At 73.1% G+C, this 25,742-nt stretch carries 25 protein-coding genes; 7 read left to right on the top strand and 18 right to left on the bottom strand.

Going from position 1 to position 25,742, the window contains the following annotated elements:
- Positions 1-87 precede the first annotated feature (87 nt).
- Genes ACFVQG_RS21770 through ACFVQG_RS21760 form a run of 3 tightly spaced genes read left to right on the top strand, consistent with a single transcriptional unit; the run spans position 88 to position 3,943 of the window.
- Positions 88-567: a hypothetical protein gene (locus tag ACFVQG_RS21770; protein WP_383385730.1), complete on the top strand. Its 480-nt coding sequence runs from the start codon at positions 88-90 to the stop codon at positions 565-567.
- On the top strand, positions 567-3,245 hold the full coding sequence (locus tag ACFVQG_RS21765; RefSeq protein ID WP_383385727.1) for an ATP-binding cassette domain-containing protein: 2,679 nt from the start codon (positions 567-569) through the stop codon (positions 3,243-3,245). Before ACFVQG_RS21770 ends, ACFVQG_RS21765 begins: the two co-directional genes overlap by 1 nt.
- Positions 3,242-3,943 carry an ABC transporter ATP-binding protein gene (locus ACFVQG_RS21760; RefSeq protein WP_383385724.1) on the top strand — a complete coding sequence of 234 codons (702 nt, stop codon included), beginning with the start codon at positions 3,242-3,244 and terminating at the stop codon, positions 3,941-3,943. Before ACFVQG_RS21765 ends, ACFVQG_RS21760 begins: the two co-directional genes overlap by 4 nt.
- Here ACFVQG_RS21760 and ACFVQG_RS21755 read toward each other — a convergent pair.
- The gene (locus ACFVQG_RS21755; RefSeq protein WP_383385719.1) at positions 3,870-4,460 is read right to left on the bottom strand and encodes a transglycosylase family protein; all 591 of its coding nucleotides are present in this window, start codon (positions 4,458-4,460) and stop codon (positions 3,870-3,872) included. The genes ACFVQG_RS21760 and ACFVQG_RS21755 overlap by 74 nt on opposite strands.
- A 114-nt stretch (positions 4,461-4,574) precedes the next feature.
- The gene (locus tag ACFVQG_RS21750; protein WP_383385715.1) at positions 4,575-5,258 is read right to left on the bottom strand and encodes a transglycosylase family protein; all 684 of its coding nucleotides are present in this window, start codon (positions 5,256-5,258) and stop codon (positions 4,575-4,577) included.
- Positions 5,259-5,803: 545 nt separating this feature from the next.
- Here ACFVQG_RS21750 and ACFVQG_RS21745 point away from each other — a divergent pair.
- Positions 5,804-6,586: a hypothetical protein gene (locus tag ACFVQG_RS21745; RefSeq protein ID WP_383385713.1), complete on the top strand. Its 783-nt coding sequence runs from the start codon at positions 5,804-5,806 to the stop codon at positions 6,584-6,586.
- 76 nt (positions 6,587-6,662) lie between these two features.
- Complete coding sequence (locus ACFVQG_RS21740) at positions 6,663-7,064, top strand: hypothetical protein (RefSeq protein WP_383385710.1); 402 nt, start codon at positions 6,663-6,665, stop codon at positions 7,062-7,064.
- Positions 7,065-7,119: 55 nt separating this feature from the next.
- Here the strand turns inward: ACFVQG_RS21740 and der are convergent, their stop codons facing one another.
- The 5 genes from der to aroH form a co-directional block, all read right to left on the bottom strand.
- Complete coding sequence (der, locus tag ACFVQG_RS21735) at positions 7,120-8,601, bottom strand: ribosome biogenesis GTPase Der (RefSeq protein WP_383385707.1); 1,482 nt, start codon at positions 8,599-8,601, stop codon at positions 7,120-7,122.
- Between the two features lie 81 nt (positions 8,602-8,682).
- Positions 8,683-9,330 carry a lysophospholipid acyltransferase family protein gene (locus tag ACFVQG_RS21730; RefSeq protein WP_383385704.1) on the bottom strand — a complete coding sequence of 216 codons (648 nt, stop codon included), beginning with the start codon at positions 9,328-9,330 and terminating at the stop codon, positions 8,683-8,685.
- Positions 9,327-10,004 carry a (d)CMP kinase gene (gene cmk / locus ACFVQG_RS21725; protein WP_383385701.1) on the bottom strand — a complete coding sequence of 226 codons (678 nt, stop codon included), beginning with the start codon at positions 10,002-10,004 and terminating at the stop codon, positions 9,327-9,329. The genes ACFVQG_RS21730 and cmk overlap by 4 nt, the downstream gene beginning before the upstream one ends.
- Positions 10,005-10,112: 108 nt before the next feature.
- Positions 10,113-11,198: a prephenate dehydrogenase gene (locus ACFVQG_RS21720; protein ID WP_383385698.1), complete on the bottom strand. Its 1,086-nt coding sequence runs from the start codon at positions 11,196-11,198 to the stop codon at positions 10,113-10,115.
- A complete protein-coding gene (aroH, locus tag ACFVQG_RS21715) occupies positions 11,195-11,557 on the bottom strand; it encodes a chorismate mutase (RefSeq protein ID WP_383385695.1) in 363 nt (120 codons plus the stop codon). Before aroH ends, ACFVQG_RS21720 begins: the two co-directional genes overlap by 4 nt.
- Positions 11,558-11,732: 175 nt before the next feature.
- Here aroH and ACFVQG_RS21710 point away from each other — a divergent pair, with 175 nt between their 5' ends.
- Positions 11,733-12,134, top strand: coding sequence for a Rieske (2Fe-2S) protein (locus ACFVQG_RS21710; protein WP_383385692.1), 402 nt, complete (start codon positions 11,733-11,735; stop codon positions 12,132-12,134).
- Positions 12,135-12,155: 21 nt separating this feature from the next.
- A complete protein-coding gene (locus tag ACFVQG_RS21705; RefSeq protein ID WP_383385689.1) occupies positions 12,156-12,845 on the top strand; it encodes a DNA polymerase beta superfamily protein in 690 nt (229 codons plus the stop codon).
- A gap of 2 nt (positions 12,846-12,847) precedes the next feature.
- Here ACFVQG_RS21705 and ACFVQG_RS21700 read toward each other — a convergent pair whose 3' ends face one another.
- The 11 genes from ACFVQG_RS21700 to ACFVQG_RS21650 form a co-directional block, all read right to left on the bottom strand.
- Positions 12,848-13,870, bottom strand: a complete 1,023-nt coding sequence (locus tag ACFVQG_RS21700; protein ID WP_383385686.1) for an ADP-ribosylglycohydrolase family protein — start codon at positions 13,868-13,870, stop codon at positions 12,848-12,850.
- The gene (locus ACFVQG_RS21695) at positions 13,867-14,586 is read right to left on the bottom strand and encodes an NUDIX domain-containing protein (RefSeq protein WP_383387026.1); all 720 of its coding nucleotides are present in this window, start codon (positions 14,584-14,586) and stop codon (positions 13,867-13,869) included. The genes ACFVQG_RS21700 and ACFVQG_RS21695 overlap by 4 nt, the downstream gene beginning before the upstream one ends.
- Positions 14,587-14,662: 76 nt before the next feature.
- A complete protein-coding gene (locus ACFVQG_RS21690) occupies positions 14,663-15,730 on the bottom strand; it encodes a pseudouridine synthase (protein WP_383385683.1) in 1,068 nt (355 codons plus the stop codon).
- The gene (gene scpB / locus ACFVQG_RS21685; RefSeq protein WP_383385679.1) at positions 15,730-16,374 is read right to left on the bottom strand and encodes an SMC-Scp complex subunit ScpB; all 645 of its coding nucleotides are present in this window, start codon (positions 16,372-16,374) and stop codon (positions 15,730-15,732) included. Before scpB ends, ACFVQG_RS21690 begins: the two co-directional genes overlap by 1 nt.
- Positions 16,371-17,447, bottom strand: coding sequence for a segregation and condensation protein A (locus ACFVQG_RS21680; RefSeq protein ID WP_383385676.1), 1,077 nt, complete (start codon positions 17,445-17,447; stop codon positions 16,371-16,373). Before ACFVQG_RS21680 ends, scpB begins: the two co-directional genes overlap by 4 nt.
- Positions 17,448-17,465: 18 nt before the next feature.
- Positions 17,466-18,041: a hypothetical protein gene (locus tag ACFVQG_RS21675; protein WP_383385673.1), complete on the bottom strand. Its 576-nt coding sequence runs from the start codon at positions 18,039-18,041 to the stop codon at positions 17,466-17,468.
- On the bottom strand, positions 18,026-19,018 hold the full coding sequence (locus ACFVQG_RS21670) for a ParA family protein (RefSeq protein ID WP_383387023.1): 993 nt from the start codon (positions 19,016-19,018) through the stop codon (positions 18,026-18,028). Before ACFVQG_RS21670 ends, ACFVQG_RS21675 begins: the two co-directional genes overlap by 16 nt.
- 556 nt (positions 19,019-19,574) lie before the next feature.
- Positions 19,575-20,699: an alanine dehydrogenase gene (gene ald, locus ACFVQG_RS21665; RefSeq protein ID WP_383385670.1), complete on the bottom strand. Its 1,125-nt coding sequence runs from the start codon at positions 20,697-20,699 to the stop codon at positions 19,575-19,577.
- Positions 20,700-20,828: 129 nt separating this feature from the next.
- On the bottom strand, positions 20,829-22,919 hold the full coding sequence (locus ACFVQG_RS21660) for a tetratricopeptide repeat protein (protein ID WP_383385667.1): 2,091 nt from the start codon (positions 22,917-22,919) through the stop codon (positions 20,829-20,831).
- Positions 22,920-23,080: 161 nt separating this feature from the next.
- Entirely contained in the window at positions 23,081-23,707 is a 627-nt protein-coding gene (locus tag ACFVQG_RS21655; protein ID WP_383385664.1) for an NUDIX domain-containing protein, read from the bottom strand.
- Between the two features lie 83 nt (positions 23,708-23,790).
- Positions 23,791-25,458: a CTP synthase gene (locus ACFVQG_RS21650; RefSeq protein ID WP_383385661.1), complete on the bottom strand. Its 1,668-nt coding sequence runs from the start codon at positions 25,456-25,458 to the stop codon at positions 23,791-23,793.
- Positions 25,459-25,742 lie beyond the last annotated feature (284 nt).

Below are 25,742 nucleotides of genomic sequence, written 5' to 3'. Positions count from 1 at the left end.
GGTTCTTTCAGGGTCAGCTTCCGAAAGGCATAGTGCAAGCCATCGGCACCGGCACGTGCACCGCCACCCGACGCAGGGGAGCCAGCGATGCGGACAGCCCGACTGCGGACCGTGCACCCCGTCCTGTGGGCGGGGTGGGCCGCGCTCGCCGTGGGCGCGGTGCTGTGCGTGCTGGGCTGGTACGGCGTCTCGGGCGAGCGGTACGCCGAGCGGCAGCTGCCCTACCTGGCGTCCTGCACGGTCCCGGGTGCCGCGCTGATCGTCGCCGGGGCGGTGCTGCTCACCCACGGCCGGGTCACCGTCGCCGCCACCCGGGTGGAGGAGCTGTACGGCCTGCTGGTGCGCGCGGAGGCCGCCGACGCGCGGGAGCCCGGACGGGCGGCGCTCGCGCCGGTCGCGGTCAGCGGGGAGCTGCGGATGGTGCCGGGCGGGACGCTGCTGCACCGGGCGGACTGTCCGCTGGTCGCCGGGAAGGCGGAGGCGGTGCCCGTCGACGGGCGGCTGCTGGCGGAGGGCGATCTGGAGCCGTGCCCGATCTGCGAGCCCGGCGAAGCGACAGAGGACTGATGTCGTCCCTGACCTACGACCTCACCCTGGCGGGGCTGTCCGTCGGCAGCGCCGCCGCGCTCACCGGCATCGGTCTGATCGTGACCTACCGGGCGACGGGCGTGCTGAACTTCGCGCACGGGGCGATCGCGATGGTGTGCGCGTATGTGCTGCGCGCCTTCGTGGTCGAGTGGGGGTGGCCGCTGTGGCTGGGGGCCACGGTGACGCTGCTGGTGGTGGCGCCGGGCATCGGGGTGGTGCTGGAGCGGTTCGTGTTCCGCCCGCTGTCCGTGCTCGGCAGCGATCCGGCGCAGACGCTGGTGGCGTCCATCGGGGTGTTCGTGCTGCTGGTCGGCGGTGCGGCGCTGCTGTGGGGGCAGGGCGCCCGCGACGACGCGCCGCAGGCGGTGCCCGCCGAGCCGTGGGGGCAGCTGACGGTGGTGGTCGTGCTGGCGGCGGGGGTCGCGGCGGCGATCCGCTGGACCCGGTTCGGGCGGGAGCTGCGGGCGGTGGTGGACGACCGGCGGCTCGCGGTGCTCGCGGGCATCGACGCGGACCGGGTGGCGGCGGCGGGCTGGGCGTTCGGCGCGTTCACCGCGGGGCTGACCGGGGTGCTGCTGGCGCCGTACGTCCGCCTCGACCCCTACGGGCTGCCGCTGCTGGTCATGGAGGTGGTGGCGGTCGCCGTGGCGGCGCGGATGCGCGGTCTGGCGGTGGCGGTGGTGGTGGCGCTGGGGCTCGGGATCGCGCAGAGCCAGCTGACGCGGCTGCATCCGTCCGGGTGGCGGGAGCCGTTGCTCCAGGCGGTCGGCGCCAACCTGTTCGTGGTGGCGCTGCTGGTCGCGGCCCTGGTGCTGCCGGGGGTCGGCACGCGCGACGCGCTGCCGCGCACGGCGACCGCGCGGGTGCCCACCCCGCCGGGCGCGTGGATCGTGGCCGGGGTGCTGTTCCTGCTGCCGCTGGGCTTCGCCGGGCGGGACCTGCACACCTCGGTGCAGGTTCCGGCGCTGGGGGTGGTGCTGCTGTCGCTGGTGGTGGTCACCGGCCGCGGCGGCCAGATCTCCCTCGGGCAGGCGGCGTACGCGGGCCTGGGCGCCCTGTTCACGGCGCTGCTCGCCGCGGGCCGCTTTCCCGGCCTGCCCCGGCTGCCGGAACTGCTGGCGCTGGCGGTCGCGGTCGTCCTGGTGGCCCCGCTGGGTGTGCTGACGGGCTGGCCCGCGATCAGCAGGCAGGGCCTGGCGCTGGCGCTGGCGACGTTCGCGGTGGGCGTCGGCGTGAGCCGCTTCGTCTTCGCCCAGCCGTACGCCACCTCGGGGCTGTCCCTGGGCCGCCCGGCGGGCTTCGACGGCGACCGGGCGTACTACGTGCTGGAGCTGGCCCTGCTGGCCGTCGCCCTCCTGACCGCCCACGCCCTGCGCCGGGGCCGCACCGGCAGGGCGCTGGCGGCGATGCGGGACCACGAGGCGGGCGCCGGGGCGGCCGGGGTGCGCGTGCCGTCCCTGAAGCTGCTGGCGTTCGTGTCCGGCGCCGCGCTGGCCGCGCTCGGCGGCGGCATGCTCGGCATGGGCCTGCGCGCCTTCAACCCCGGCGCCTTCGACCCCGTGCGCGGCCTGCTCTGGTTCGCGGCGGTGGTGGTCCTGGGCGCCGACAGCACCCTCGGCGCGCTGGCCGCCGCGGCCCTCCTGGTCGGCCTGGACGCGGGCACCCGCGGCGGCGTGGCGGCGGCCGTGATCGGCCTGCTCGCCGTCCTCGTCGGCCGCTTCCCGGGCGGCCCCTACGAGGCCCTGCGGACGGCGGCCAGGCGCCTGCGGCTGGAACGCCGGGCGCGGCTGACGCCCCTGGGCGCCCGCCTCCGCGCCCGGCTGCGCCCCCGCGACGAGCCCGCTCCCCCGGGTCCCGGCCTGACGGGGGCGACGGCCGTGACGGCCCCGGACACGGCAAGCGGGGGCACACCGCGGCCGGGGCCCCGCGCACCGCTCCAGCGGCGGCCTGAGCCCACCGCGCCGCCCCCGCCCCTGCTCACCGCCCGCGGCCTGCGCGTCGCCTACGCCGGTTTCACCGCTCTCGACGGCGTCGGCCTCGACCTGCCCCCGGGACGGATCACCGCGGTGGTCGGGCCGAACGGGGCCGGGAAGAGCACCCTGTTCCACTGTCTCGCCGGGACCGTGCGGCCGGTGCGGGGACGGATCGGGTACGGCGGGCGGGAGATCACGCGGCTGGCGGCGCACGCCCGCACCCGGCTCGGGATCGCGCGGACGTTCCAGCAGCTGGCCGTCTTCCCGACGCTGACGGTGGCCGAGAACGTACGGGTCGGCGCCGAGCAGGGGCGGGTGGTCGATCCGGGCGCGGTGGAGCGGTCGCTGCGGCTGCTGGGCCTGGACGGCCCGGTGCGGGCGCTTCCCGCCGCGGGGCTGCCCACCGGCACGCTGCGCCGCGTCGAGCTGGCCAGGGCCCTCGCGGGCGGCCCGCGCGTGCTGCTGCTGGACGAGCCCGCGGCGGGTCTGGACACCGCCGAGGTGGCGGCCCTCGCCCGGGTCCTGAAGGCCCTCGCCGCGGACGGCACGGCCCTGCTCGTCGTCGAGCACGACCTGGACCTGGTGGCCGACCTCGCCGACGTCGTGCACGTCATGGCCGCCGGACGCATCGTCGCCTCCGGCCCGCCCGACCGCGTCCTCGACGGCCGGGAGGTCACCGCATGACCATCGCCCTGCGCCACGCGCGCGTGCGCTACGGCCCCCTGGAGGCCCTGCACGGCGTCACCCTCGCCGCCCCCGCCCCCGGTCTGACGATCCTGCTCGGCCGCAACGGCTCCGGCCGTACGACGGCCCTGCGCGCGCTCGCCGGAACCGTCCCGCTCTCCGGCGGGGCGGTGGTGTGGGACGGCGCCGACGTGACCGGTGTCCCCGCCCACGAGCGCGCCCGCCGGGGCCTGTGCATGGTTCCGGAGCGCCAGGCGGTCTTCGGCTCCCTCACCGTCCGCGAGAACCTCGAACTCGCCGCCCCGGACCACGCCCCCGCCCTCGACGCCTATCCCCAGCTCGCCCCGCTGCTGCCCCGCCGGGCGGGCACCCTCTCCGGCGGCGAGCAGCGCATGCTCGCCCTGTCGCGCGCCCTGCTGTCACGCGCGCGGGTGGTGCTCGTCGACGAACCCGCGCAGGGCATGTCGCCCACCGTCGCGGCTGTCACCTACGAGCTACTGGCAGGGCTGCACGCGTGCGTGGTGGTCGCCGAACAGCGGGTGCCGCCCGCGCTGCACGGCCGGGCGGCACTCGTGTACGAACTGCGCCGGGGCGCCGTCGTCTTCGCCGGGGAGGCGGCCGAACTCAGGCACCGGCCAGCGGCGGACCGAACACGGCGGGGGCCCGGTCCGGGCCCTGCGCACGGACCGCGCCCTTAGGCAGGACGAGCAGGGTGCCGGTCCGCACCAGGTCGGGGCTGGCGCCGATGGTCTTCCTGTTGGCGTCGTAGAGGGTCCGCCAGCCGCCCGTGACGCGGTACTTGCGGGCGATGGAGGAGAGCGTGTCGCCGGGTTTCACGGTGTGCATCCGGCCACTGAGCCCGTACCGCTTGGAGCAGACCGGCCAGGCCCCCCACCCCTGCACCGCGAGCACCTCCGAGGCGACCGCGATCTGCTGCTCGCGGGTGGCGAGGTCCGCGCGCGGAGCGTACTTCAGCCCGCCGAACTCCCGCCAGGTGGGCTGCCAGAACTGGAGCCCTCCGTAGAAGCCGTTGCCGGTGTTGACGTGCCAGCGCCCGCCGCTCTCGCAGTCGGCGACACAGTCCCAGGGCCACTTGTCCTTCGGGCAGGGCTGGGGGGCGGCGACGGCGGGAGCGGGCGTGAGCACGGCCGCCCCGGCCACGGCGGCCAGCAGGGCCGCGACAGGCGTGCGCGAGATCCACGTACGGTGATGCATCGGCCCAAGCTAAGCGGCACCCGGCGTCGGGCTCCCGAGCCGCGCCCGGTGCGCGTGGGGCCCCACCCGGTCGGCGGACCGGATGGGACCCGTGCCCTCGGCGAGGGGGCGGCGTCAGATCTCGAGCCGCTGCCCGGGCACGATCACGTCGGGATCCGCGCCGATGACGGCCTCGTTGGCGGCGTACAGGCGCTGCCAGCCGGTCCCGTGCCGCGCGGCGATCCCGCTGAGGGTGTCACCCGCGCGGACGGTGTAGTCGCCGCGGGAGGCACCGCGGTCGGTGTGTCCCGAGGTGCGCGCCGGGGCCTGCGAGGGCTGCGAGGGCACCGAGTTGGTGGCCGACTCCGAGCCGGACCCGGAGCCGGACCCGGAGCCCGAGCCGGACCCCGCCGCCGGTGCGCTGCCGTACGCCCCGGCCCGTGCCGAGCAGGTCGGCCAGGCGCCCCATCCCTGGGCCCGCTGCACCTTGGTGGCGACGGCGATCTGCTGTTCCCTGGTGGCCCCGTCGGCGGTGGGCGCGTAGGCGGTGCCGCCGTAGGCGCGCCAGGTGGACGCGGAGAACTGAAGGCCGCCGTAGTAGCCGTTTCCGGTGTTGATGTGCCAGTTGCCGCCGCTCTCGCACTGGGCGATGCGGTCCCACACTCCGCCGTCCGCCGCCACGGCGTTGCCGGTGGCGGCCAGCAGTCCGAGCGGGGCGAGCAGTGCCGCCCCGGCGAGGACCGCCGTCGTACGGGTCGTACGTGTCCGGCGAACGGGGTCGCGGACGTCGTCACGGGTGGTATCGGCACATTCGGACATGGAACTCCCTCTCGACGGACCCGGGGTCCCCCGGACGGGGCGCGTCCCCGTGCAGGGGCACGGTCGTCGCGCTCCGCCCCGTCCGCCGTGGGCTGTGCTGCGCGTCGGCGCTGGTGCTGCCGACACGTCCGGCGGACGTCCCCGAGCGGTGCTCGTTGCACACGGCGGAGGAATGTACGGAGCGCGGCGAGTCGGCATCAACCAACTCCCCGTCCTGGCTGGCCAGTTCGGGGTTACCTCAGGTAACAGCTATTTCCGGACAGCCCTTTCGTTCACCGATTTCCCGATTTGTCGACCCTCTTCGACATCGATCTGTGACCCACTTCACCGCGTCAAGTTCCTTGACGGCCACAGGAGTTGACCCTGAGTGTCCGATTCCGTCGCGCTGGTGACCCTGTGCGGTGGATGGTTCGATTCCGTTCGCCGTGCGGCGTGACTCCCGCCACAGATCGCCCGTTGTCTTCTTCATGAGCCCGGGACCGACCCGGACCACGGGCCGGGAGCCACCCGGCCTCGCCACGCACCGCATCCCGAGGGAGCCACCCGTGCCGCGCATGCTCGACGTCAGCGACGAGGTACGCGCCGAGATCGGCGACGAAGAAGCCGACCGGCTGCTCGCCGGAGACAACACCCCGGGCAGTTACGACTGCACGTCCTGCCGCACCCCAGGCGACTCCGAACGCGAGCGGACCAGCACCGTCCTGTTCATCGGGGACGAGACCGCCGTGCTCGCCTTCGCCCACTCCACCTGTCTGCCCTCCCAGGTCGTCCAGGTCACCGAGGAGCAGCTGAGGGGCGCCGTGAAGTCCATCAGCGGCGACACCGTCGACCTGGAGCCGGAGAAGGTCGTGCCCGAGCAGGCCGTCCTCGGTGTCACCAGCGGACTCGTCCTGCTCGCCGGTGAGTTGCACCCCGCGCTGGTCGTCGAGCCCACCGGTCCCATCGTGCGCCCCGGCGCGACCGGCGCGGGCGACGACTTCCTGCCGCTCCTGATCGAGCAGGGCTTCATGCCGCTGCCCGAGCTGACCGGCGTACCGCCGGTGCTGCACGGCTGGTCGGTGCTGCTCGCCATGGGCCGGCTGCACGCCGTGCTCCAGCCGGGCGCGGCCGGTGGCCAGCCGGTGGCCTGGTGGCAGGCGCACCAGCCGCTCCAGGTGACCGAGAGCTGGCGCGCCGCCGCCAACAAGCACCAGCAGGTGCTGATGTTCGCCGCGCCGGTCGGCTCCATCGGCCGCCAGCCCCGCGAGGACCTGCTCCGCGGGGCGCTCGACAAGGCCGCCGCGAACGGCAAGCTGGTCGCCGCCGCGCTCCCGCTCGCCGGAACCTGAGCCCACCAGGGGTGGCGTACCCCGCGCTCCCCGAGGCCGCCCGCATCCCCTGACCCGCGGGGTCGTTTGGACATACGTGCACGCATACGACGTTTCCCGCCGCCCCCACCGCCCGTCAGCCGCCTCCGCACGACCGGTTCAGGACCCCCAGGGCGGCCCATCGGCCACGCCGATCTACGACTCGCTCTACGCCGAGTACGTCAAGACGTTCCGCTCGCTCCCGGGCGACCGCAGCGGCGAGGAGGAGCTGGGCTTCACCGCCTTCGGGGCCGTTCCGCACAGTACGGGCGGGTTCTCCATCCCCGCCCCGGCGTCCTACAGCGCCTACAGCGCGGGCGCCAGCTCGGCCCGCCACGGCGCGGGACCGGCGGGACACCAGTGGCACCGCGTCGGACAGCTCAGCCAGCTCGGGGACCAGCCCACCGGCATGCACCACGTCCCGGCGGCACTGCCACCGGCCCCGCGCAGAGGCTTCTGACGCGGGGACACGAGCGAAAGGGGCGGCCACCCAGAACGGTGGCCGCCCCTTTCGGCTACTTCTTCTTCCCGCGCTTCTCCCGCACCCGCACGGAGATATGGATCGGCGTGCCCTCGAAGCCGAACTCCTCGCGCAGTCGGCGCTCGATGAAGCGCCGGTAGCCCGCCTCGATGAAGCCGCTGGCGAACAGCACGAACCGGGGCGGCTTGGTGCCCGCCTGGGTGCCGAAGAGGATGCGCGGCTGCTTGCCGCCGCGCACCGGGTGCGGATGGGCGGAGACCAGCTCGCCGAGGAAGGCGTTGAGCCGACCGGTGGGCACCCGGGTCTCCCAGCCCGCGAGGGCCGCCTCGATCGCCGGGACCAGCTTCTCCATGTGCCGCCCGGTGCGCGCCGAGACATTGACCCGCGGCGCCCACGCCACCTGGCCCAGCTCGGTCTCGATCTCCCGCTCCAGGTAGTAGCGGCGCTCCTCGTCGAGGGTGTCCCACTTGTTGTAGGCGAGGACGAGCGCACGGCCCGCCTCCACCGCCATGGTGACGATGCGCTGGTCCTGCACGGAGATGGTGTCGGCGCCGTCGATCAGGACGACGGCGACCTCGGCCTTCTCGACGGCGGCGGCGGTGCGCAGCGAGGCGTAGTAGTCGGCGCCCTGCTGGAGGTGGACCCGCTTGCGGATACCGGCGGTGTCCACGAACTTCCAGGTCTTGCCGCCCAGTTCGATCAGCTCGTCGACGGGGTCGCGGGTGGTGCCCGCGAGTTCGTTGACGACGACGCGCTCCTCGCCCGCGACCTTGTTCAGCAGCGAGGACTTGCCGACGTTCGGGCGGCCGATCAGCGCGACCCGGCGCGGGCCGCCGAGGCCCGCCCCCGCGAAGGTCTCGCGCGGCGCATCCGGCAGCGCCTCCAGGACGGCGTCCAGCATGTCGCCGGTGCCGCGGCCGTGCAGCGCGGAGACCGGGTGCGGCTCGCCGAGGCCGAGGGACCACAGATAGGACGCGTCGGCCTCGCCGCTCGGGCCGTCGACCTTGTTGGCGCACAGCACGACCGGCTTCCCGGCCTTGCGCAGCAGCCGTACCACCGCCTCGTCGGTGTCGGTGGCGCCCACCTTGGCGTCGACGACGAAGACGACCGCGTCGGCGGCGTCGATCGCGAACTCGGCCTGCGCGGCGACGGACGCGTCGATGCCGAAGACGTCCTGCTCCCAGCCCCCGGTGTCGACGACCTTGAAGCGACGGCCCGCCCACTCGGCCTCGTAGGTGACCCGGTCCCGGGTGACGCCCGGCTTGTCCTCGACGACGGCCTCGCGGCGGCCGATGATCCGGTTCACCAGGGTCGACTTGCCGACATTGGGGCGGCCCACGACGGCGACCACGGGCAGCGGGCCGTGCCCGGCCGCCTCGATGGCCCCCTCGACCTCCTCCGGGTCGAAGCCCTCTTCCGCGGCAAGCTCCATGAACTCCGCGTACTCGGCGTCGCCGAGCGCCCCGTGCTCGTGCTCGAACCCGGCCGAGCCGTCGGGCTGGATGTGGTCGTTCATGAAGTCCGTACCTCGTCGTTCATCGTGGTGATCGGTGGAGCGTGTCCGGTTTGGCCGGACAGATCCACTACTCAGTGTCGCCTAGCGGCCGGTGAGGCGCCTGGCGTTTTCCAGGTGGGTGGTGAGCTGCTTCTGGATGCGTTCGGTGGCCTCGTCGAGGGCCGTGCGCGTACGGCGGCCGGTGCCGTCGCCCGCCTCGAAGGGGTCTCCGAAGACCACGTCGACACGGCTGCGCAGCGGGGGCAGCGCCTTTATCAACCGTCCGGGCCGCCCGGAACTTCCCAGCACGGCCACCGGGACGACCGGCGCCCCGCTGCGGACGGCGAAGTAGGCGAGCCCGGCGCGCAGCGCGGCGAAGTCGCCCTCGCCCCGGGTGCCCTCGGGAAATATCCCGAGCACCCCGCCCGCCTCCAGCACGCCCAGCGCCCGGGTGATCGCCGTGCGGTCGGCGCCCGAGCGGTCCACCTTCAGCTGGCCGATGCCGGTCAGGAAGGGGTCCAGCGGGCCGACGAACGCCTCCTTCTTGACCAGGAAGTGCGTCGGCCGGGGCGCCACGCCCATGACCATCGGGCCGTCGATGTTGTGGGAGTGGTTCACGGCGAGGATCGCCGGACCGGTCGCGGGCACCCGCCAGGCACCCAGGACCCGCGGCCTCCACAGCCCGTACATCAGGCCGACGCCGATCCGGCGGCCGACCTCGGCGCCCCGCGCCGACGGCACCTCGGTCACTTCCCGGCCCGCTTCTCCTCGACGAGGGTGACCACGCACTCGATGACCTGCGCGAGGGTCAGCTCGGTGGTGTCGACCTCGACGGCGTCGTCCGCCTTGGCCAGCGGGGAGGCCTTGCGGCTGGAGTCGGCCGCGTCCCGCTTCAGCAGGGCCTCGCGGGTGCTGTGCACGTCGGCGCCCTTCAGCTCCCCGCTGCGGCGCGCGGCCCGCGCCTCCGGCGAGGCGGTCAGGAAGATCTTCAGATCGGCGTCCGGCAGGACCGTCGTACCGATGTCGCGCCCCTCGACGACGATGCCGTGCTCGGCGGCGGTCGCGATGGACCGCTGCAGCTCGGTGATCCGGGCCCGCACCTCGGGCACCGCGCTGACCGCGCTGACCTGGGAGGTGACCTCCTGGGTGCGGATCGGCCCGGCGACGTCCGTGCCGTCGACGGTGATCGTCGGGTTGGCCGGGTCGGTACCGGAGACGATGTCCGGCTTTCCGGCCGCGGCGGCGATCGCGGACGGGTCGTCGGTGTCGATGCCGTTGGTCACCATCCACCAGGTGATCGCCCGGTACTGGGCACCGGTGTCCAGGTAGCTCAGCCCGAGCTGCGCCGCCACGGCCTTCGAGGTGCTCGACTTGCCCGTGCCGGACGGCCCGTCGATGGCGACAATCACTGCGGCGCGTTCCACTGTGGGGACACCTTTCCTGGTCCTGGGCGGCGGGGAGGGCGGAGTGCGCCCGGGACAAGGTTACTGGGTGTCGCTCACCCGTCCGGCCGACGCGTCCCGCCGGGAGCCCTACTGCCGGACCGACCACCCGCGCTCGCGCAGCGCGGCGCTCAGCACGGACGCCGCCTTCGGCTCCACCATGAGCTGCACCAGGCCCGCCTGTTGCCCCGTCGCGTGCTCGATGCGCACGTCCTCGATGTTGACCCCGGCCCGCCCCGCGTCGGCGAAGATCCGGGCCAGCTGCCCCGGCTGGTCGTCGATGAGCACGGCCACGACCTCGTAGACCCGCGGCGCGGACCCGTGCTTGCCGGGGACCCGGACCTGTCCGGCGTTGCCGCGCCGCAGGACGTCCTCGATCCCGGAGGTCCCGTCCAGCCGCTTGGCCTCGTCGGAGGACTGGAGCGCGCGCAGGGCACGGACCGTCTCGTCGAGGTCGGCGGCGACGTCCGTGAGCAGGTCGGCGACCGGCCCCGGGTTCGCGGAGAGGATGTCGATCCACATCCGCGGGTCGGAGGCGGCGATCCGGGTCACGTCCCGGATGCCCTGCCCGCACAGCCGTACGGCGGCCTCCTCGGCGTTCTCCAGCCGGGCGGCGACCAGGCTGGAGACCAGGTGCGGCATGTGCGAGACGAGGGCCACGGCACGGTCGTGGGCGTCGGCGTCCATGACGACCGGCACCGCGCGGCAGTGCGAGACCAGCTCCAGGGCGAGGTTCAGCACCTCGGTGTCGGTGTCCCGGGTCGGTGTGAGCACCCAGGGGCGCCCCTCGAAGAGGTCACCGGTAGCGGCCAGCGGCCCGGACCGCTCCCGCCCCGACATGGGGTGCGTGCCGATGTACGGCGCCAGGTCGAGCCCCAGCGCCTCCAGCTCCCGGCGCGGTCCGCCCTTGACGCTGGCCACGTCGAGGTAGCCGCGGGCCGCGCCGCGCCGCATCGCGTCGGCGAGCACCCCGGCCACATGGGCGGGCGGGGCGGCGACGATCGCCAGGTCCACGGGCCCCTCGGGCGCCTCGACGGTCCCGGCGCCGAGCGCGGCGGCCGTCCGGGCCTGCTCGGGGTCGTGGTCGGTGAGGTGGACGACGACCCCGCGCTGGGCCAGGGCCAGGGCGGCGGAGGTGCCGATCAGGCCGGTGCCGATGACGAGTGCGGTTCTCACTGGGCGATGTCCTTGCGCAGGGCGGCGGCGGCACCGAGGTAGACGTGGTTGATGTCGGCGCGGGCCCGGTCGGACTCGATGTGCGCGAGGATCCGGACCACCCGGGGCATGGCACCGGCGATGTCCAGCTCCTGCGCGCAGATCAGCGGTACGTCGACGATGCCGAGCTTGCGGGCGGCAGCGGCGGGGAAGTCGCAGTGCAGGTCCGGCGTGGCCGTGAACCAGATGCTGATCAGGTCGTCCGTGGTCAGTCCGTTCCGCTCCAGCACGGCGGTGAGCAGGGCCCCGACCTGCTGGTCCATGTGTCCGGCCTCGTCCCGCTCCAGCTGGACGGCTCCCCGGACCGCTCGTACCGCCACAACCCGCTCCTTAGCTCGGCTCTCCGTTCGTCCAGCGTAGTCAGCCCGCCGGGACCGCACGCGCCGCGCCCGCCCGCTGAGACACGGACACCGGCGCGCGGTTCCTTCGTCCCCGGCGCTTTCGGTGCCAGGATGCTGCTGCCTGCCCCGGACGCGCACCAACGGAGTGACGATCATGATCCACGGCCCCACCCGGCGTACGGTCCTCCTCGCGACCGGCGCGGCAGCGCTCACCGCGGGCTGCGGCGACGGCGACTCCGGCTCCGACACCGGCACCGACGCCTCCCCCGGCGAGGAACTGGCGAAGACCTCGGACATCCCGGTCGGCGGCGGCACCGTCTTCAAGGACGCGAAGGTGGTGGTGACCCAGCCGGAGGAGGGCGAGTTCAAGGCCTTCTCGAACATCTGCACCCACCAGCAGTGCCCGGTGGCCGATGTCTCGGACGGCACCATCAACTGCACCTGCCACGGCAGCAGGTTCAGCATCACGGACGGCTCGGTGAGCAACCCCCCGGCGACCAAGCCGCTGCCCGGAAAGCGGATCACCGTGGACGGAAATTCGATCCGCCTGGCGTGATCCGCCCCGTACGCTCCGGGCATGCGCCCGCAGACCGCCACGACCCTGGTACGCGACCACACCGTCTACGCCTGCGTCATGGGCTCGCGCGCCTTCGGCCTGGCGACCGACGGCAGTGACACCGACCGGCGGGGCGTGTTCGTCGCGCCGACCCCCCTGTTCTGGCGCTTCGAGAAGCCGCCGACGCATGTGGACGGCCCGGCCGAGGAGCAGTTCAGCTGGGAGCTGGAACGCTTCTGCGAGCTGGCCCTGCGCGCCAACCCGAACGTCCTGGAGTGCCTGCACTCCCCGCTCGTGGAGCACGCGGACGAAACGGGCCGCGAACTCCTCGCCCTGCGCGGCGCCTTCCTCTCCCGCCAGGCGCACCTGTCGTTCACCCGGTACGCCCACGGCCAGCGCAAGAAGCTGGAGGCCGACGTCCGTACGCACGGCGCGCCCCGCTGGAAGCACGCCATGCATCTGCTGCGGCTGCTGATGAGCGCCCGCGACCTGCTGCGCACCGGCCGTCTGCGCGTCGACGTCGGCGACCAGCGTGAACCGCTGCTCGCCGTGAAGCGCGGCGAGGTCTCCTGGCCGCAGGTCGAGTCCTGGCTGACCCGGCTGGAGGCGGAGGCGGAGGAGGCCCTCTCCCGCACCCCGCTTGCGCCCGAACCGGACCGGCGCCGCGTGCAGGACTTCCTGGTCCGGGTCCGCCGCGCCTCGGCGCACTGACCTCAGGCGTCCCAGAGCGCCCCCAGCGTCACCAGCTCCCCCCGGTACTCGATCCGGTCCGCCCACTCGGTCGGCCAGACGTCGGCGCCGAGGTACGCCCCCGCGAAGGCACCGGCCAGGCAGGCTATGGAGTCCGAGTCGCCGGAGGTGCAGGCCGCGCGGCGCAGGGCGGTGAGCGGTTCGTCGACGAACAGCAGGAAGCACAGCAGGCCGGTCGCCAGCGCCTCCTCCGCGATCCAGCCCTCGCCGGTGGCCAGGCACGGGTCGGTCTCCGGCGACACCGTCCGCACGGCCCGCTGAAGGCGCTCCAGGATCTCCAGGCATTCGTCCCACCCGCGCGCGATGAAGTGCTCGGCGCTGGGGTCCTGGGCCCGCGTCCACAGGTCGCCGAGCCAGCGCTCGTGGTACCGGGTGCGGTTCTCGTAGGCGTACGACCGCAACAGCCCGACGAGCCCGGTCGGCTCGGCCCCCTGCGCGAGCAGCCGTACGGCGTGTGCGGTGAGGTCGGAGGCGGCGAGCGCCGTCGGATGCCCGTGGGTGAGCGCGGCCTGCAGCTGGGCGGCACCCGCGCGCTGCTCGTCGCTGAGGCCGGGGACGAGGCCGACCGGGGCGACGCGCATGTTGGCGCCGCAGCCCTTGGAGTGGATCTGGCTGGCGTCCTGCCAGGGGCGGTCGGGAGCCTTCAGCAGGTCGCACGCGACGAGGCAGGTACGGCCGGGCGCGCGGTTGTTCTCCGGCGACTGGTACCAGTCCACGAACTCCTCCCGCACCGGCCGCTCCATCCGCTTCGGCCCCAGCAGCCCCCGGTCCATCGCCGTCCGCAGCCCCCGCCCCAGCGCCAGCGTCATCTGGGTGTCGTCGGTGACGACGGCGGGCGTCGGCAGCCGCATCTCCCGCCAGGGCCCGCACTTGGCGAGGATCGACGGCACGTCGCTGAACTCGGTCGGGAAGCCGAGCGCGTCGCCGAGGGCGAGGCCGGTGAGCGCGCCGGTGGCGGCGCGCTTGGTGACGGTGGTCGTGGTCATGCGGGGCGTCCTTCCCGGGACGGGCGGAGGAGGGGCGGGTGCAGGGCGGTGGCGGGGCCCGCGCGGTACAGCGCGGCGGGTTTGCCCCGGCCGCCGGTCAGCCGTGCCGCACCGGGCACCGGCTCGACGAAGCCCGGCGTCGCGAGCACCTTGCGCCGGAAGTTGGGCCGGTCAAGGGCGGTGCCCCAGACGGTCTCGTAGACCTGCTGCAGCTCGCCGAGGGTGAACTCGGGCGGGCAGAAGGCGGTGGCCAGGCAGGAGTACTCCAGCTTGGCGCCGACGCGCTCGCGCGCGTCGGCCAGGATCCGGTCGTGGTCGAAGGCGAGCGGCCCGACGGCGTCGTGGCCCACCCAGCGGGCCTGCGCGGCGTCGCTGCCGCCCCGCGCCTCGGGGGCGTCCGGCAGCAGGGCGGTGAAGGCGACGGACACGACCCGCATGCGGGGGTCGCGGCCGGGCTCGCTGTAGGTCCGCAGCTGCTCCAGGTGCAGCCCGGTCACGTCGTCGAGCCCGGTCTCCTCGGCGAGTTCGCGCCGGGCCGCCGTCTCCGCGGACTCCGTCGGCCGCACGAAGCCGCCGGGGAGCGCCCAGTGACCGGCGTACGGCTCCTGTCCGCGCTCGACGAGCAGGACGTGCAGGGCGCCCGCGCGGAGGGTGAAGACCGCGAGGTCGACGGTGACGGCGAAGGGTTCGTAGGCGTGCTTGTCGTAGCCGTGCATGGCGACGGCCACCCCCTTTAATAGTCACTGCGACTATAAAAGGGGGTGGCCGTCGGAGACAACCCTCAGGCGCGGCCTACAGGTCGACCTCCTGCATCAGCATCCCGACCTCGGTGTTGGACAGCCTGCGCAGCCAGCCCGACTTCTGGTCGCCCAGGGTGATCGGGCCGAAGGCGGTGCGCACCAGCTTGTCGACGGGGAAGCCCGCCTCCGCGAGCATGCGGCGCACGATGTGCTTGCGGCCCTCGTGCAGGGTGACCTCGACGAGGTAGTTCTTGCCGGTCTGCTCGACGACGCGGAAGTGGTCCGCGCGCGCGTAGCCGTCCTCCAGCTGGATGCCGTCCTTCAGGCGCTTGCCCATGTCGCGCGGGATCGGGCCGACGATGTGCGCGAGGTAGGTCTTCTTGACGCCGTACCGCGGGTGGGTCAGGCGGTGGGCCAGCTCACCGTGGTTGGTGAGCAGGATGACGCCCTCGGTCTCGGTGTCCAGGCGCCCGACGTGGAACAGCCGGGTCTCGCGGTTGGTGACGTAGTCGCCCAGGCACTGGCGGCCCTCCGGGTCCTCCATGGTGGAGACGACCCCGGCGGGCTTGTTCAGCGAGAAGAACTGGTACGACTGCGTGGCGACGGTGAGCCCGTCGACCTTGATCTCGTCGTGCTCCGGGTCGACCCGCTTGCCCTGCTCGAGCACGATCTCGCCGTTGACCTCGACCCGGGCCTGCTCGATCAGCTCCTCGCAGGCGCGCCGGGAGCCGTAGCCCGCGCGCGCGAGGACCTTCTGCAGGCGCTCGCCCTCCTGCTCGGCGCCGGGGAAGGTCTTGGGCAGCTTGACGTCCTTCTTGCCCGCGTACCGCTCCCGGTTGCGCTCCTCGACCCGGGCGTCGTACTCCCGGGACCGCGCGGGCACCGTACGGCCCCGGCCCTGGCCGCCCTGCTTGGGTCCGCCCTTGGCGGCACCGCGCGCGGACGCGCCGCGCCCCGCCTTCGGGCCGTCCTTGGTGGCGCCGGGGCCCACGTCGTAGCGGCGCTCCTCGGGGCGGGGCTTGCGGGGGCGGCCCTGCTGCCCCTGCTTCTGGTCCCTGTCGTTACCGGCACCGCGGTGGTTACCGCGCCCGCCGCTCTTGCCGCTGCCGCTGCTTCGCATCAAAGTTCCGTCGTCTTGTCGTCTGCGTCCTCGGAATCCGGAGCGTCCGGATCGAACGACGGCACGCCTTCCTGCGTCTCGGCCTCGATCGCCTCCGCCTCGGGGAGGAAGGGCGCGAGTTCCGGAAGTTCGTCCAGGCCGCGCAGGCCCATCCGCTCCAGGAAGTAGTTCGTCGTCCTGTACAGGATCGCACCTGTTTCGGGTTCCGCGCCCGCCTCCTCGATCAGGCCCCTCTGCAACAGGGTGCGCATCACGCCGTCGCAGTTCACTCCGCGCACCGCGGAGACCCTGCTACGGCTGACCGGCTGGCGGTACGCGACCACGGCGAGCGTCTCCAGCGCGGCCTGGGTGAGCCGCGCCACCTGGCCGTCCAGGACGAAGCCCTCGACGGCCGCCGCGTACTCGGGCCGGGTGTAGAAGCGCCAGCCGCCCGCGACCAGCCGCAGCTCGAAGCCGCGGCCCTGCACGGTGTACTCGTCGGCCAGGGCGCGCAGCGCGTCCGCGATCTGCCGCCGGGGCCGCTGGAGGATCCTCGCGAGGTGCTCCTCGGTCGCGGGTTCGTCCACGACCATCAGGACGGCCTCCAGGGCGGGCTTGAGATCGAGATCGGCGACGGTCGGCACGCCGGTGGTCCCCTCGCTCACGGCTTCCTCTCCTCCCCGGGCGTCTCCGGCGGTCGGTCGAACTCGTCGGTGACGGTGGGGGCGGCCTCCCCGTCCCCACCGGTCCAGCGCACCAGCAGCTCCCCGAGGGCCGTCTCCTGGTCCAGCGCGACGGCCTTCTCCCGGTACAGCTCGAGCAGCGCCAGGAACCGGGCCACGACGGTCAGGGTGTCGTCGGTGTCCTCGACGAGCGTGCCGAAGCTGGCCTCGCCCAGCTCCTTCAGCCGCGCGACCACGATCCCGGCCTGCTCCCGCACGCTGACCAGCGGGGCGTGGATGTGCTCGACGTACACCTGCGGCTTGGGCTTGGGCAGCATCGCCTTGACGGCGAGCTGGGCGAACCCCTCCGGGCCGATCCTGATGACGACGTCCGGCAGCAGCTCGGCGTGGTGCGGTTCGAGTCCGACGGTACGGGGGTAGCGGCGGGCCTCGGCCTCCAGTCTGCCGCTGAAGATGTCGGCGACCTGCTTGTACGCCCGGTACTGGAGCAGCCGCGCGAACAACAGGTCGCGCGCCTCGAGCAGCGCCAGGTCGGCCTCGTCCTCCACCTCGGCGGCGGGCAGCAGCCGGGCCGCCTTCAGATCGAGCAGCGTGGCGGCGACGACCAGGAACTCGGTCGTCTCGTCCAGGTCCCAGTCCGGCCCCAGCGCCCGGATGTACGCCATGAACTCGTCGGTCACCTTCGACAGCGCGACCTCGGTGACGTCCAGCTTGTGCCTGGAGATCAGCTGGAGCAGCAGATCGAAGGGCCCCTCGAAGTTCGCGAGCCGCACCTTGAAGACACCGTCGTCGGTCTCTTCGCCCGGCTCGGATCCTGGGGGCACCTCGGCCGGTGCGGGCCCTGGAAGCACCTCGGCCGGTTCACGTTCCGGCGCCACCTCGGCCGGTGCGGGCCCTGGAAGCACCTCGGCCGGTTCACGTTCCGGCGCCACCTCGACGGCCACCGCCGCCTCGACCAGCGGCTCCTGCTCGGCCGGAGCCCCCGGCCCCTTCCCCAGCGCACGCCGACGCCCGGCACGGCCGGACGCGGGGACAGAGGCACCAGGGGTGGTCATAACCCCCGCAGGCTACCCCTACCGCCCCCGCAGCCGCCGTACGAGGATGCTGGCGTCCCCCCGGGTCTCCAGGTCGGCGAGGACGACCGCGACGGCCTCGCGGACGATCCGGCCGCGGTCGACCGCCAGGCCGTGCTCGCCCCGGAGGACGAGGCGGGCGTGCTCGAGGTCCATCAGCTCCTCGGCGGAGACATAGACCGTGATCTTCTCGTCGTGGCGCTCGCGCCCGCTGGGGCGGCGTGAGGCGGTGCGTCCGCGCTTGCGGGACTGGGCCTGCGGCTGGGCGCCGCCAGAACCTTCCTGCGCCGTCTGACGGCGCGTGGAGCGCTCTGTGGCCCGGCTACGGGTCTCACCTCCGCCCTCCGCGGGCTCGGCGTCGGCCGCGACATGCTCCGCCCCGTCGCCGTCACCGCCCTGCGCGGGCACGGACTGGGGCGCGTCCTCGGTGGCGGCCGTCTGGTCGCTCTCCCCGGCGGGCGCGGGCACCCGGGCCTCGCCGTTGGCCTGTCGTCTCGGGGTGGACGCCTGGAGCGCCATGCCCCCTGTCGTACGGAAGAGTTCGTCGGCCCCCGGCAGACTCACTCGGCGTGACACCGGGCGAGCACCTCCCTGGCGAGCTGGCGGTAGGCGGCGGCGCCAACGGAGTTGGAGGCGTACGTGGTGATCGGCTCACCGGCGACCGTGGTCTCCGGGAAGCGGACCGTGCGCCCGATGACCGTGTGGTAGACGTGGTCGTCGAAGGCCTCGACGACCCGCGCGAGCACCTCGCGGCTGTGCACGGTCCGGGAGTCGTACATCGTGGCCAGGATGCCGTCCAGCTCCAGCTCGGGGTTGAGCCGCTCCTGCACCTTCTCGATGGTCTCCGTCAGCAGCGCCACACCGCGCAGCGCGAAGAACTCGCACTCCAGCGGGACGATCACCTTGTGGGCGGCCGTCAGGGCGTTGACCGTGAGCAGACCGAGCGAGGGCTGGCAGTCGATCACGATGTAGTCGTAGTCGGGCAGCAGCGGCTTCAGCGCGCGCTGCAGCGACGACTCGCGGGCGACCTCGGAGACCAGCTGGACCTCGGCGGCGGACAGGTCGATGTTGCTGGGCAGCAGGTCCATGTTGGGGACCGCCGTCTTCAGCAGCACCTCGTCGGCCGACAGGCCCCGCTCCATGAGCAGGTTGTAGACGGTGAGGTCCAGCTCCATGGGGTTGACGCCGAGACCGACCGACAGCGCGCCCTGCGGGTCGAAGTCGACGAGCAGTACCCGGCGCCCGTACTCCGCGAGCGCGGCGCCCAGATTGATGGTGGACGTGGTCTTGCCCACGCCGCCCTTCTGGTTGCACATCGCGATGATCTTCGCGGGACCGTGGTCGGTCAGCGGACCCGGGATCGGGAAGTACGGCAGCGGGCGACCGGTCGGACCGATGCGCTCACGGCGCTGTCGGGCCGCGTCGGGCGCGAGCGTGGCCGCGTACTCCGGATCGGGCTCGTACTCGGCGTCGGGGTCGTAGAAGTGCCCGTCGGGCAGTTCGTCGTAGTCGGCGAAGTGGTTGTGGGGCGCGCCACTTCCGTCGCCGGCCATGGCGTTCACGTGATGGCCATCCATGCTCTGGTGTGCTGGGCGGGTCACCGCTGAGGTCTGGTGACCCTGGTGGGCTGCGAAGGTGCGCACCGCGACGGAGCCGACAGCCTCGAACCCCGCGGAGACCTGGCTCCGCACCGGCGTTCCTGGATGACCACCCCCGGGAGAAAATGTCGACTCATTCACAAGTCGTCTTACCTCCTTGGTGACCAGGAAACTTCTAGACAGGTCAGCGTGGCACCATGCCGACGGTTGGCGACTCTATGGCGTGTCGGGCGTCCGCAGCAACACAATCCGCCGGACCCGGCAGGATGTGTCGGCAATGAAACATCCCTCTGTCAAGGGCGTACGGCCGTCGCACGGCAGGTTTCACGGGTGTGCGAATCGGTGGAAGGGTTACGTTCGAGGCGAGTTGACCGAGCGGCGCAAAGTGACCATACACACACCCGGCCGGACCTTGTCGGGCAAGGTCCGGCCGGGTGTGCGAGGTTGACGAGCCGTGTTGACCTATCGCCTTTACGAAAAGGTGACTTAACCGCACGGCGTCCGGGGCGGGTCAGCCGAGCAGGGTCTCCAGCTCCACGTGCGCCAGCCCGTGCGCCTCCGCGACCTCCTTGTAAACGACCTGGCCGTCATGGGTGTTGAGGCCCCTGGCGAGCGCGGGGTCACGGCGCAGCGCCTCGACCCAGCCGTTGTTGGCCAGCGAGACGATGTACGGCAGCGTGGCGTTGGTGAGGGCGTTGGTGGAGGTGCTGGGCACCGCGCCGGGCATGTTGGCGACGCAGTAGAAGACCGAGCCGTGCACCGGGAAGGTCGGCTCGGCGTGCGTGGTGGGACGCGAGTCCTCGAAGCAGCCGCCCTGGTCGATCGCGATGTCGACAAGGACACTTCCCGGCTTCATCCGGGACACCAGCTCGTTGGTGACCAGCTTGGGCGCCTTGGCGCCCGGGATCAGCACCGCGCCGATGACGAGGTCGGCCTCCAGGACGGCCTTCTCCAGCTCGAAGGAGTTGGACATGATCGCCTTGACCCTGGTGCCGAAGATCCGGTCGGCCTCGCGCAGCTTGTTGATGTCGCGGTCCAGCAGGGTCACGTCGAAGCCCATGCCGACGGCGATCTGCGTGGCGTTCCAGCCGGACACGCCGCCGCCGATGACGACCGCCTTGGCCGGGGTGACACCGGGGACACCGCCGGGCAGCACGCCCCGGCCACCGGCCGCGCGCATCAGGTGGTAGGCGCCGACCTGGGGGGCGAGGCGGCCCGCGACCTCGGACATCGGGGCGAGCAGGGGCAGCGAGCGGTTCGGCAGCTCGACCGTCTCGTAGGCGATCGCGGTGGTGCCGGACTCGACGAGGGCGTCCGTGCACTCCTTGGACGCGGCCAGGTGCAGGTAGGTGAAAAGCGTCTGGTCCTTGCGGAGCCGGTGGTACTCCTCGGCGATGGGCTCCTTGACCTTCAGCAGCAGGTCGGCGGCGGCCCACACCTCGTCGGCGGTGCCCAGGATCGCGGCACCGGCGGCGACGTACTCGTCGTCCGTGATCGAGGAGCCGACGCCCGCGCCGCGCTCGATGACGACCTGGTGGCCGTTGCGCACCAGCTCGTGCACGCCGGCGGGGGTGATGGCCACCCGGAACTCGTTGTTCTTGACCTCGCGGGGGATGCCGACCTTCACGTCGATCACGGTCCTTGGCTCAGAGGGTGTATAGCGCGACATACCCGGATGTTCAGGGCACACCGGGAGACACCGCAGGAGAACGTGCGGCAGAGCCAGTCTAATGAAGGTGTTCCCGCTGTCTAGCCTTTCATTGCATCAATCTTCAGCGGATGTACTACGGATTTCGCAGGCGTTATCGGCTTGTTCCATGGCTGGAACTGGGGTATCGCCGTCCTGGGGCTCCGGCGCGGTCCCGTCCTGGGGCTCCTCCCCCAGCATCCGCTCCGCGGCGCTGCGGTGCAGCCCGGCCGCCGTGGGGTCGCCGAGGTGGTCCAGGGTGTCGGCGATCCGCAGGTGCAGCGCGGCCTGCAGCCGTGCGTCGTCGGCGCGGCGGGCCCACTCCACGGCCTCCTGGCAGGTGCGCAGCGACTCCTCGGGCCGCCCCGCGTACTCCTGGACCCGGGCCAGCTCACTGAGCGCCCGGGCGTGCCCGGCCACGTCGTCCAGCCTGCGCAGGAAGGCCGCCGCCGCACGCCAGCCGCGCTGCGCCTCGCCGTACCGGCCCGCGTAGGTGTGGGCGGCGGCGATGCGGCCGTACAGCCGGGCGGCGTCCTCGCGCTCGTCGCGGGCCAGCCGCTCGGTGAGGGCCCGGCCGAACCAGTCGGCGGCCCGGTCGTAGTCGGCCAGCTCCAGGTACGCGCCGCCTACGGATTCCATCGCGCGGCCGGTCGCATACGGGTCGTTCGCCTCCCGTCCGGCGTCCAGCGCGGCCCGGTACCGGGCCAGCGCGTCGGTGGTGCGGCCGGTACGGGCGTCCAGGTCGCCCAGGTTGAGCAGCGCCGCCGCCTGCTCCCGGGGCAGGTCGCGGCGCTCGGCGACGTCCAGCACGAGGCCGTGGATGCCGTACAGGTCGGGCGCCGCGGCCTGGGTGCCGAAGTGCGCGACCATCGCCCGCACCAGCTGCGACAGCAGCCGTCTGGCCAGCGTGTCCAGCTCGCCGTCGGCGACCGCGAGCCGGGCCGAGGCCAGCAGGGCGGGCCGCCCGAGGGTCAGCCACTCGGCCGCCGCCCGGGGGCTCGGGAACCGCAGGGAGCGCGGCATGCCGAGCAGCTTCTCGCGGGCCTGCGGGCTGTCGGTCTCGGTGATGGCCCGGCACGACTGCAGCAGCCGTACCGTGCGCTCCAGCATCCGGGCGCGGGCCAGCTGCAGCTCGGCCGGGCGGTCCTGGGACCCGCTCAGGGTCCGTAGCAGGGGGTGCAGACACCCCGGCACCTCGTACTGCGGCAGCGGCGACTCCACCGCCCGCAGCAGCCCCATGGCGGCGAAGTCGTCGAGGGTGGTGCGGGCGGAGCCGACCGAGCATCCGGCGAGCGCGGAGGCGGTGTGCGGGTCGACGAGCCCGGCGGGGGCGAGCGCGAGCAGTCGCAGTATCCGGGCGGCGGCGCCCGGCAGCGACCGGTGGACGAGCCGGAAGACCCGGCTCAGCGGGGTCGCGTCGTCGCCCTCGGTGCGCAGTTGCTTGGCGAGGTCGGCGACGGCCGCCTTGGGGCGGGCGGCCAGCCAGCCCCCGGCCAGCGTCAGCGCGGCGGGCTGGCCCTGGCACGCCTCCACCAGGCCCTCGGCGGCGCGCGGGTCGACGGTGATGCGCACCGAGCCGGTGTGCCGGGACAGCAGCTCCACCGCGGACTTGGTGTCCAGGCCGCCCAGGGTGCACGGGCGGACGTCCGAGATGCCGGTGAGCGGGCCCTGGGCGACGACGACGGCCAGGCAGTCGGCGGTGTCCGGGAGCAGGTCGTCGACCTGCTGGGCGGTGGCCGCGTCGTCCAGCAGCAGGATCGCCCGGCGACCGGCCAGCGCGTCGCGCAGGGCGGCGGAGAGGTCGTCGATGCCGGCGCCCGCCGGGGCGGTCAGCTCCAGGGCGGTGAGCAGGTCACGCGCGGCGGCCTCGGTCGGCACGGGCGTGCCGTCGGGCTCGCTGAGCCGGGCGCGCAGCACCCCGTCGGGGTAGCGCTGCCCGACCTGCCGTACCAGCTCCTCGGCCAGCGCGGTGCGGCCGGAGCCGGGGCGGCCCGCGATGAGCAGCACGCGCGCGCGGGGGGCCTTCTTTCCGGCCAGGGTGTCGAGGCCCGCGCGCTCGATGTCGGCGCGCAGCTCCTTCAGCTCGCGGGTACGGCCCAGGAACCGGCTCTGAGCCGACGCGGATTCCGACAGCTCGACGCCGTCCGTGTCCACCGCCTGATCCGTCACGGGTCACGCTCCCGTTCCACCGCACGCGCAAAGCCCGCCGGGACTCCGGTTCGGGCGCTTTCAGAGCCTAGTTCAGGCCCTGCGGCGATCCGCGGTGAGCGGGGCGGGGACATCCCCCGATCGGATCAGGCGATCGTCACACCGGCAGCGTCGGGCGCCGCTCAGGCCTCGAAGGGACGCGCGGGCCAGGGCGCCTCCGCCGGGCGCAGCGCGTCGAGCCCGTCACCCGCGCGGGCGGCCACCAGGGACAGCACGCCGACCACCAGTGGGGTGTGGTGCAGTTCCCCGGCCAGCACCCCGCGCACCAGGTCCGTGACGGGCAGCCGCGCGAGTTCCAGGTCCAGCTCCTCGTGCTCGGCCTCGAAGCGCTCGCCCTCGGCGTCGGACAGACCCCGGGCGAGGAAGACGCGTACGGCCTCGTCGCAGCCGCCGGGCGTGGTGTAGATGTCGGTCAGCACCCGCCAGTCCTCGGCCTTGACGTGCGCCTCCTCGTACAGCTCGCGCTGGGCGGCGTGCAGCGGGTTCTCGCCGGGGACGTCGAGCAGCCCGGCCGGGATCTCCCAGAGCTTGTGGCGCACGGGGTGGCGGTACTGGCGCAGGACCAGCACCCGGTCGGCCTCGTCGAGGGCGACGACGGCCACCGAGCCGGGGTGCACCTGGTAGTCGCGGCGGACCACGGTCCCGTCGGGCATGACCACGTCGTCCGTGCGGACGGAGGTCTTGTTGCCCACGAAGGGGGTGTCCGTCGCCCGGATCTCCCACTCCTCGGGGGTGTCCTTGATCGTCATGCCCCTGCCCTTCCACACGTACGAGGAAAACCGGGGCCCGCGCCGTTGAATGCGCGCGCCCCGGCCACCGTACAACTGTCGTGTTACTTCGAGGTCTTCCGCTCGACCGCGGCCTTCACCAGCCCGGCGAACAGCGGGTGCGGGCGGGTCGGGCGCGAGCGCAGCTCCGGGTGGGCCTGCGTGGCGACCAGGTACGGGTGGACGTCGCGCGGGTACTCCACGTACTCGACGAGCTTGCCGTCCGGGGAGGTGCCGGAGAACTGGAGCCCGGCCTTCTTCTCCAGTTCCGCGCGGTAGGCGTTGTTCACCTCGTAGCGGTGCCGGTGCCGCTCCTCGACGTACTCCTTGCCGTCGTACACCTCGCGCACGATCGAGCCCTCGGCCAGCTTCGCCGGGTACATGCCCAGCCGCATGGTGCCGCCCATGTCGCCCTCACCGGCGACGATGTCGAGCTGCTCGGCCATGGTGGAGATGACCGGGTGGGAGGTCGCCGGGTCGAACTCGGTGGAGTTGGCGTCGGCGATCCCGGCGAGGTTGCGGGCCGCCTCGATGACGATGCACTGCAGGCCCAGGCAGAGACCGAGCAGCGGGACGCGGTTCTCGCGGGCGTACCGGATGGCACCGACCTTGCCGGAGACACCGCGGTCGCCGAAGCCGCCGGGGATGCAGATCGCGTCCACGTCGGCGAGCTGCTGCTCGGCACCGGCCGGGGTCTTGCAGTCGTCGGAGGTGACCCACTTGATCTTGACGCGGGTCTTGTTGGCGAAGCCGCCCGCGCGCAGCGCCTCGGTCACCGACAGATAGGCGTCGGGCAGGTCGATGTACTTGCCGACCAGCGCCATGGTGATCTCGTGCTCCGGGCTGTGCACCCGGTCGAGCAGGTCGTCCCAGGTCGTCCAGTCCACGTCGCGGAACGGCAGGTCCAGCTTGCGGACGGCGTAGGCGTCCAGGCCCTCGGAGTGGACGGTCTTGGGGATGTCGTAGATGGACGGGGCGTCCGGGCAGGCCACCACGGCGGCCTCGTCGACGTCGCACATCAGCGAGATCTTGCGCTTGATCGCGGTCGGGACCTCACGGTCGCAGCGCAGCACGATCGCGTCCGGCTGGATGCCGATGTTGCGCAGCGCGGCCACCGAGTGCTGGGTGGGCTTGGTCTTCAGCTCACCGGACGGGCCGATGTAGGGCAGCAGCGAGATGTGCACCACGAAGACGTTGTCCCGGCCGACCTCGTGCCGCACCTGACGGACCGTCTCCAGGAACGGCAGCGACTCGATGTCGCCGACCGTGCCGCCCACCTCGGTGATCACGACGTCCACCTCGTCCGTCGCCATGCGGCGGATGCGGTGCTTGATCTCGTTGGTGATGTGCGGGATGACCTGCACGGTGTCGCCGAGGTACTCGCCGCGCCGCTCCTTGGCGATGACGGTGGAGTACACCTGGCCGGTGGTGACGTTGGCGGAGCCGTCCAGATCGCGGTCGAGGAAACGCTCGTAGTGGCCGATGTCCAGGTCGGTCTCGCAACCGTCGTTGGTGACGAACACCTCACCGTGCTGGAAGGGGTTCATCGTGCCCGGGTCGACGTTGATGTACGGGTCGAGCTTCTGCATGACGACGCGCAGGCCCCGCGCCTTCAGCAGCATGCCGAGGCTGGAGGCGGTCAGACCCTTGCCGAGCGAGGAGGCGACACCCCCGGTGACGAAGATGTGCTTGGTCGTCGTGGCTGTGCTGTTTCGGAAAGCAGCGGGCGGCATGGCCAAGAGGGGGCTCCCGTGGTCGCGATCTGGAGGTGCGGCGTCGGGGGACCCCTGCTGCTGCGTCTGTCGCAGCGCCGTCGGGGGCTTCCACCGGTCCACGGGCTACCAGCGTATCAGCGCCCGGAGGGGATGGCTCCCGGCCACGCTGCGCGCACGCCCGGGCACGGACACGTACCGCTCACCCCGTTCTCACCGGGCTCTCACCCGGTGCTCACTCGTTCGGCGCAGTCGCGTTGCCCGGAGCGGCACGCGGATCATCTACGTGCGTCGTATCCTGCTCG

Source organism: Streptomyces sp. NPDC057877 (genome assembly GCF_042796855.1).
Classification (GTDB): Bacteria; Actinomycetota; Actinomycetes; order Streptomycetales; family Streptomycetaceae; genus Streptomyces.
This window is presented reverse-complemented; position numbering and strand designations above follow the sequence as displayed.

Bases quoted from the DNA above. Each gene is read 5' to 3' on its own strand.
- ACFVQG_RS21770 (WP_383385730.1), top strand. From the start codon at position 88: ATGCGGACAGCCCGACTGCGGACCGTGCACCCCGTCCTGTGGGCGGGG.
- ACFVQG_RS21765 (WP_383385727.1), top strand. From the start codon at position 567: ATGTCGTCCCTGACCTACGACCTCACCCTGGCGGGGCTGTCCGTCGGC.
- ACFVQG_RS21760 (WP_383385724.1), top strand. From the start codon at position 3,242: ATGACCATCGCCCTGCGCCACGCGCGCGTGCGCTACGGCCCCCTGGAG.
- ACFVQG_RS21755 (WP_383385719.1), bottom strand. From the start codon at position 4,460: ATGCATCACCGTACGTGGATCTCGCGCACGCCTGTCGCGGCCCTGCTG.
- ACFVQG_RS21750 (WP_383385715.1), bottom strand. From the start codon at position 5,258: ATGTCCGAATGTGCCGATACCACCCGTGACGACGTCCGCGACCCCGTT.
- der (WP_383385707.1), bottom strand. From the start codon at position 8,601: ATGAACGACCACATCCAGCCCGACGGCTCGGCCGGGTTCGAGCACGAG.
- ACFVQG_RS21710 (WP_383385692.1), top strand. From the start codon at position 11,733: ATGATCCACGGCCCCACCCGGCGTACGGTCCTCCTCGCGACCGGCGCG.
- ACFVQG_RS21705 (WP_383385689.1), top strand. From the start codon at position 12,156: ATGCGCCCGCAGACCGCCACGACCCTGGTACGCGACCACACCGTCTAC.
- ACFVQG_RS21700 (WP_383385686.1), bottom strand. From the start codon at position 13,870: ATGACCACGACCACCGTCACCAAGCGCGCCGCCACCGGCGCGCTCACC.
- ACFVQG_RS21695 (WP_383387026.1), bottom strand. From the start codon at position 14,586: ATGCACGGCTACGACAAGCACGCCTACGAACCCTTCGCCGTCACCGTC.
- ACFVQG_RS21690 (WP_383385683.1), bottom strand. From the start codon at position 15,730: ATGCGAAGCAGCGGCAGCGGCAAGAGCGGCGGGCGCGGTAACCACCGC.
- ACFVQG_RS21680 (WP_383385676.1), bottom strand. From the start codon at position 17,447: ATGACCACCCCTGGTGCCTCTGTCCCCGCGTCCGGCCGTGCCGGGCGT.
- ACFVQG_RS21670 (WP_383387023.1), bottom strand. From the start codon at position 19,018: ATGGCCGGCGACGGAAGTGGCGCGCCCCACAACCACTTCGCCGACTAC.
- ACFVQG_RS21655 (WP_383385664.1), bottom strand. From the start codon at position 23,707: ATGACGATCAAGGACACCCCCGAGGAGTGGGAGATCCGGGCGACGGAC.
- ACFVQG_RS21650 (WP_383385661.1), bottom strand. From the start codon at position 25,458: ATGCCGCCCGCTGCTTTCCGAAACAGCACAGCCACGACGACCAAGCAC.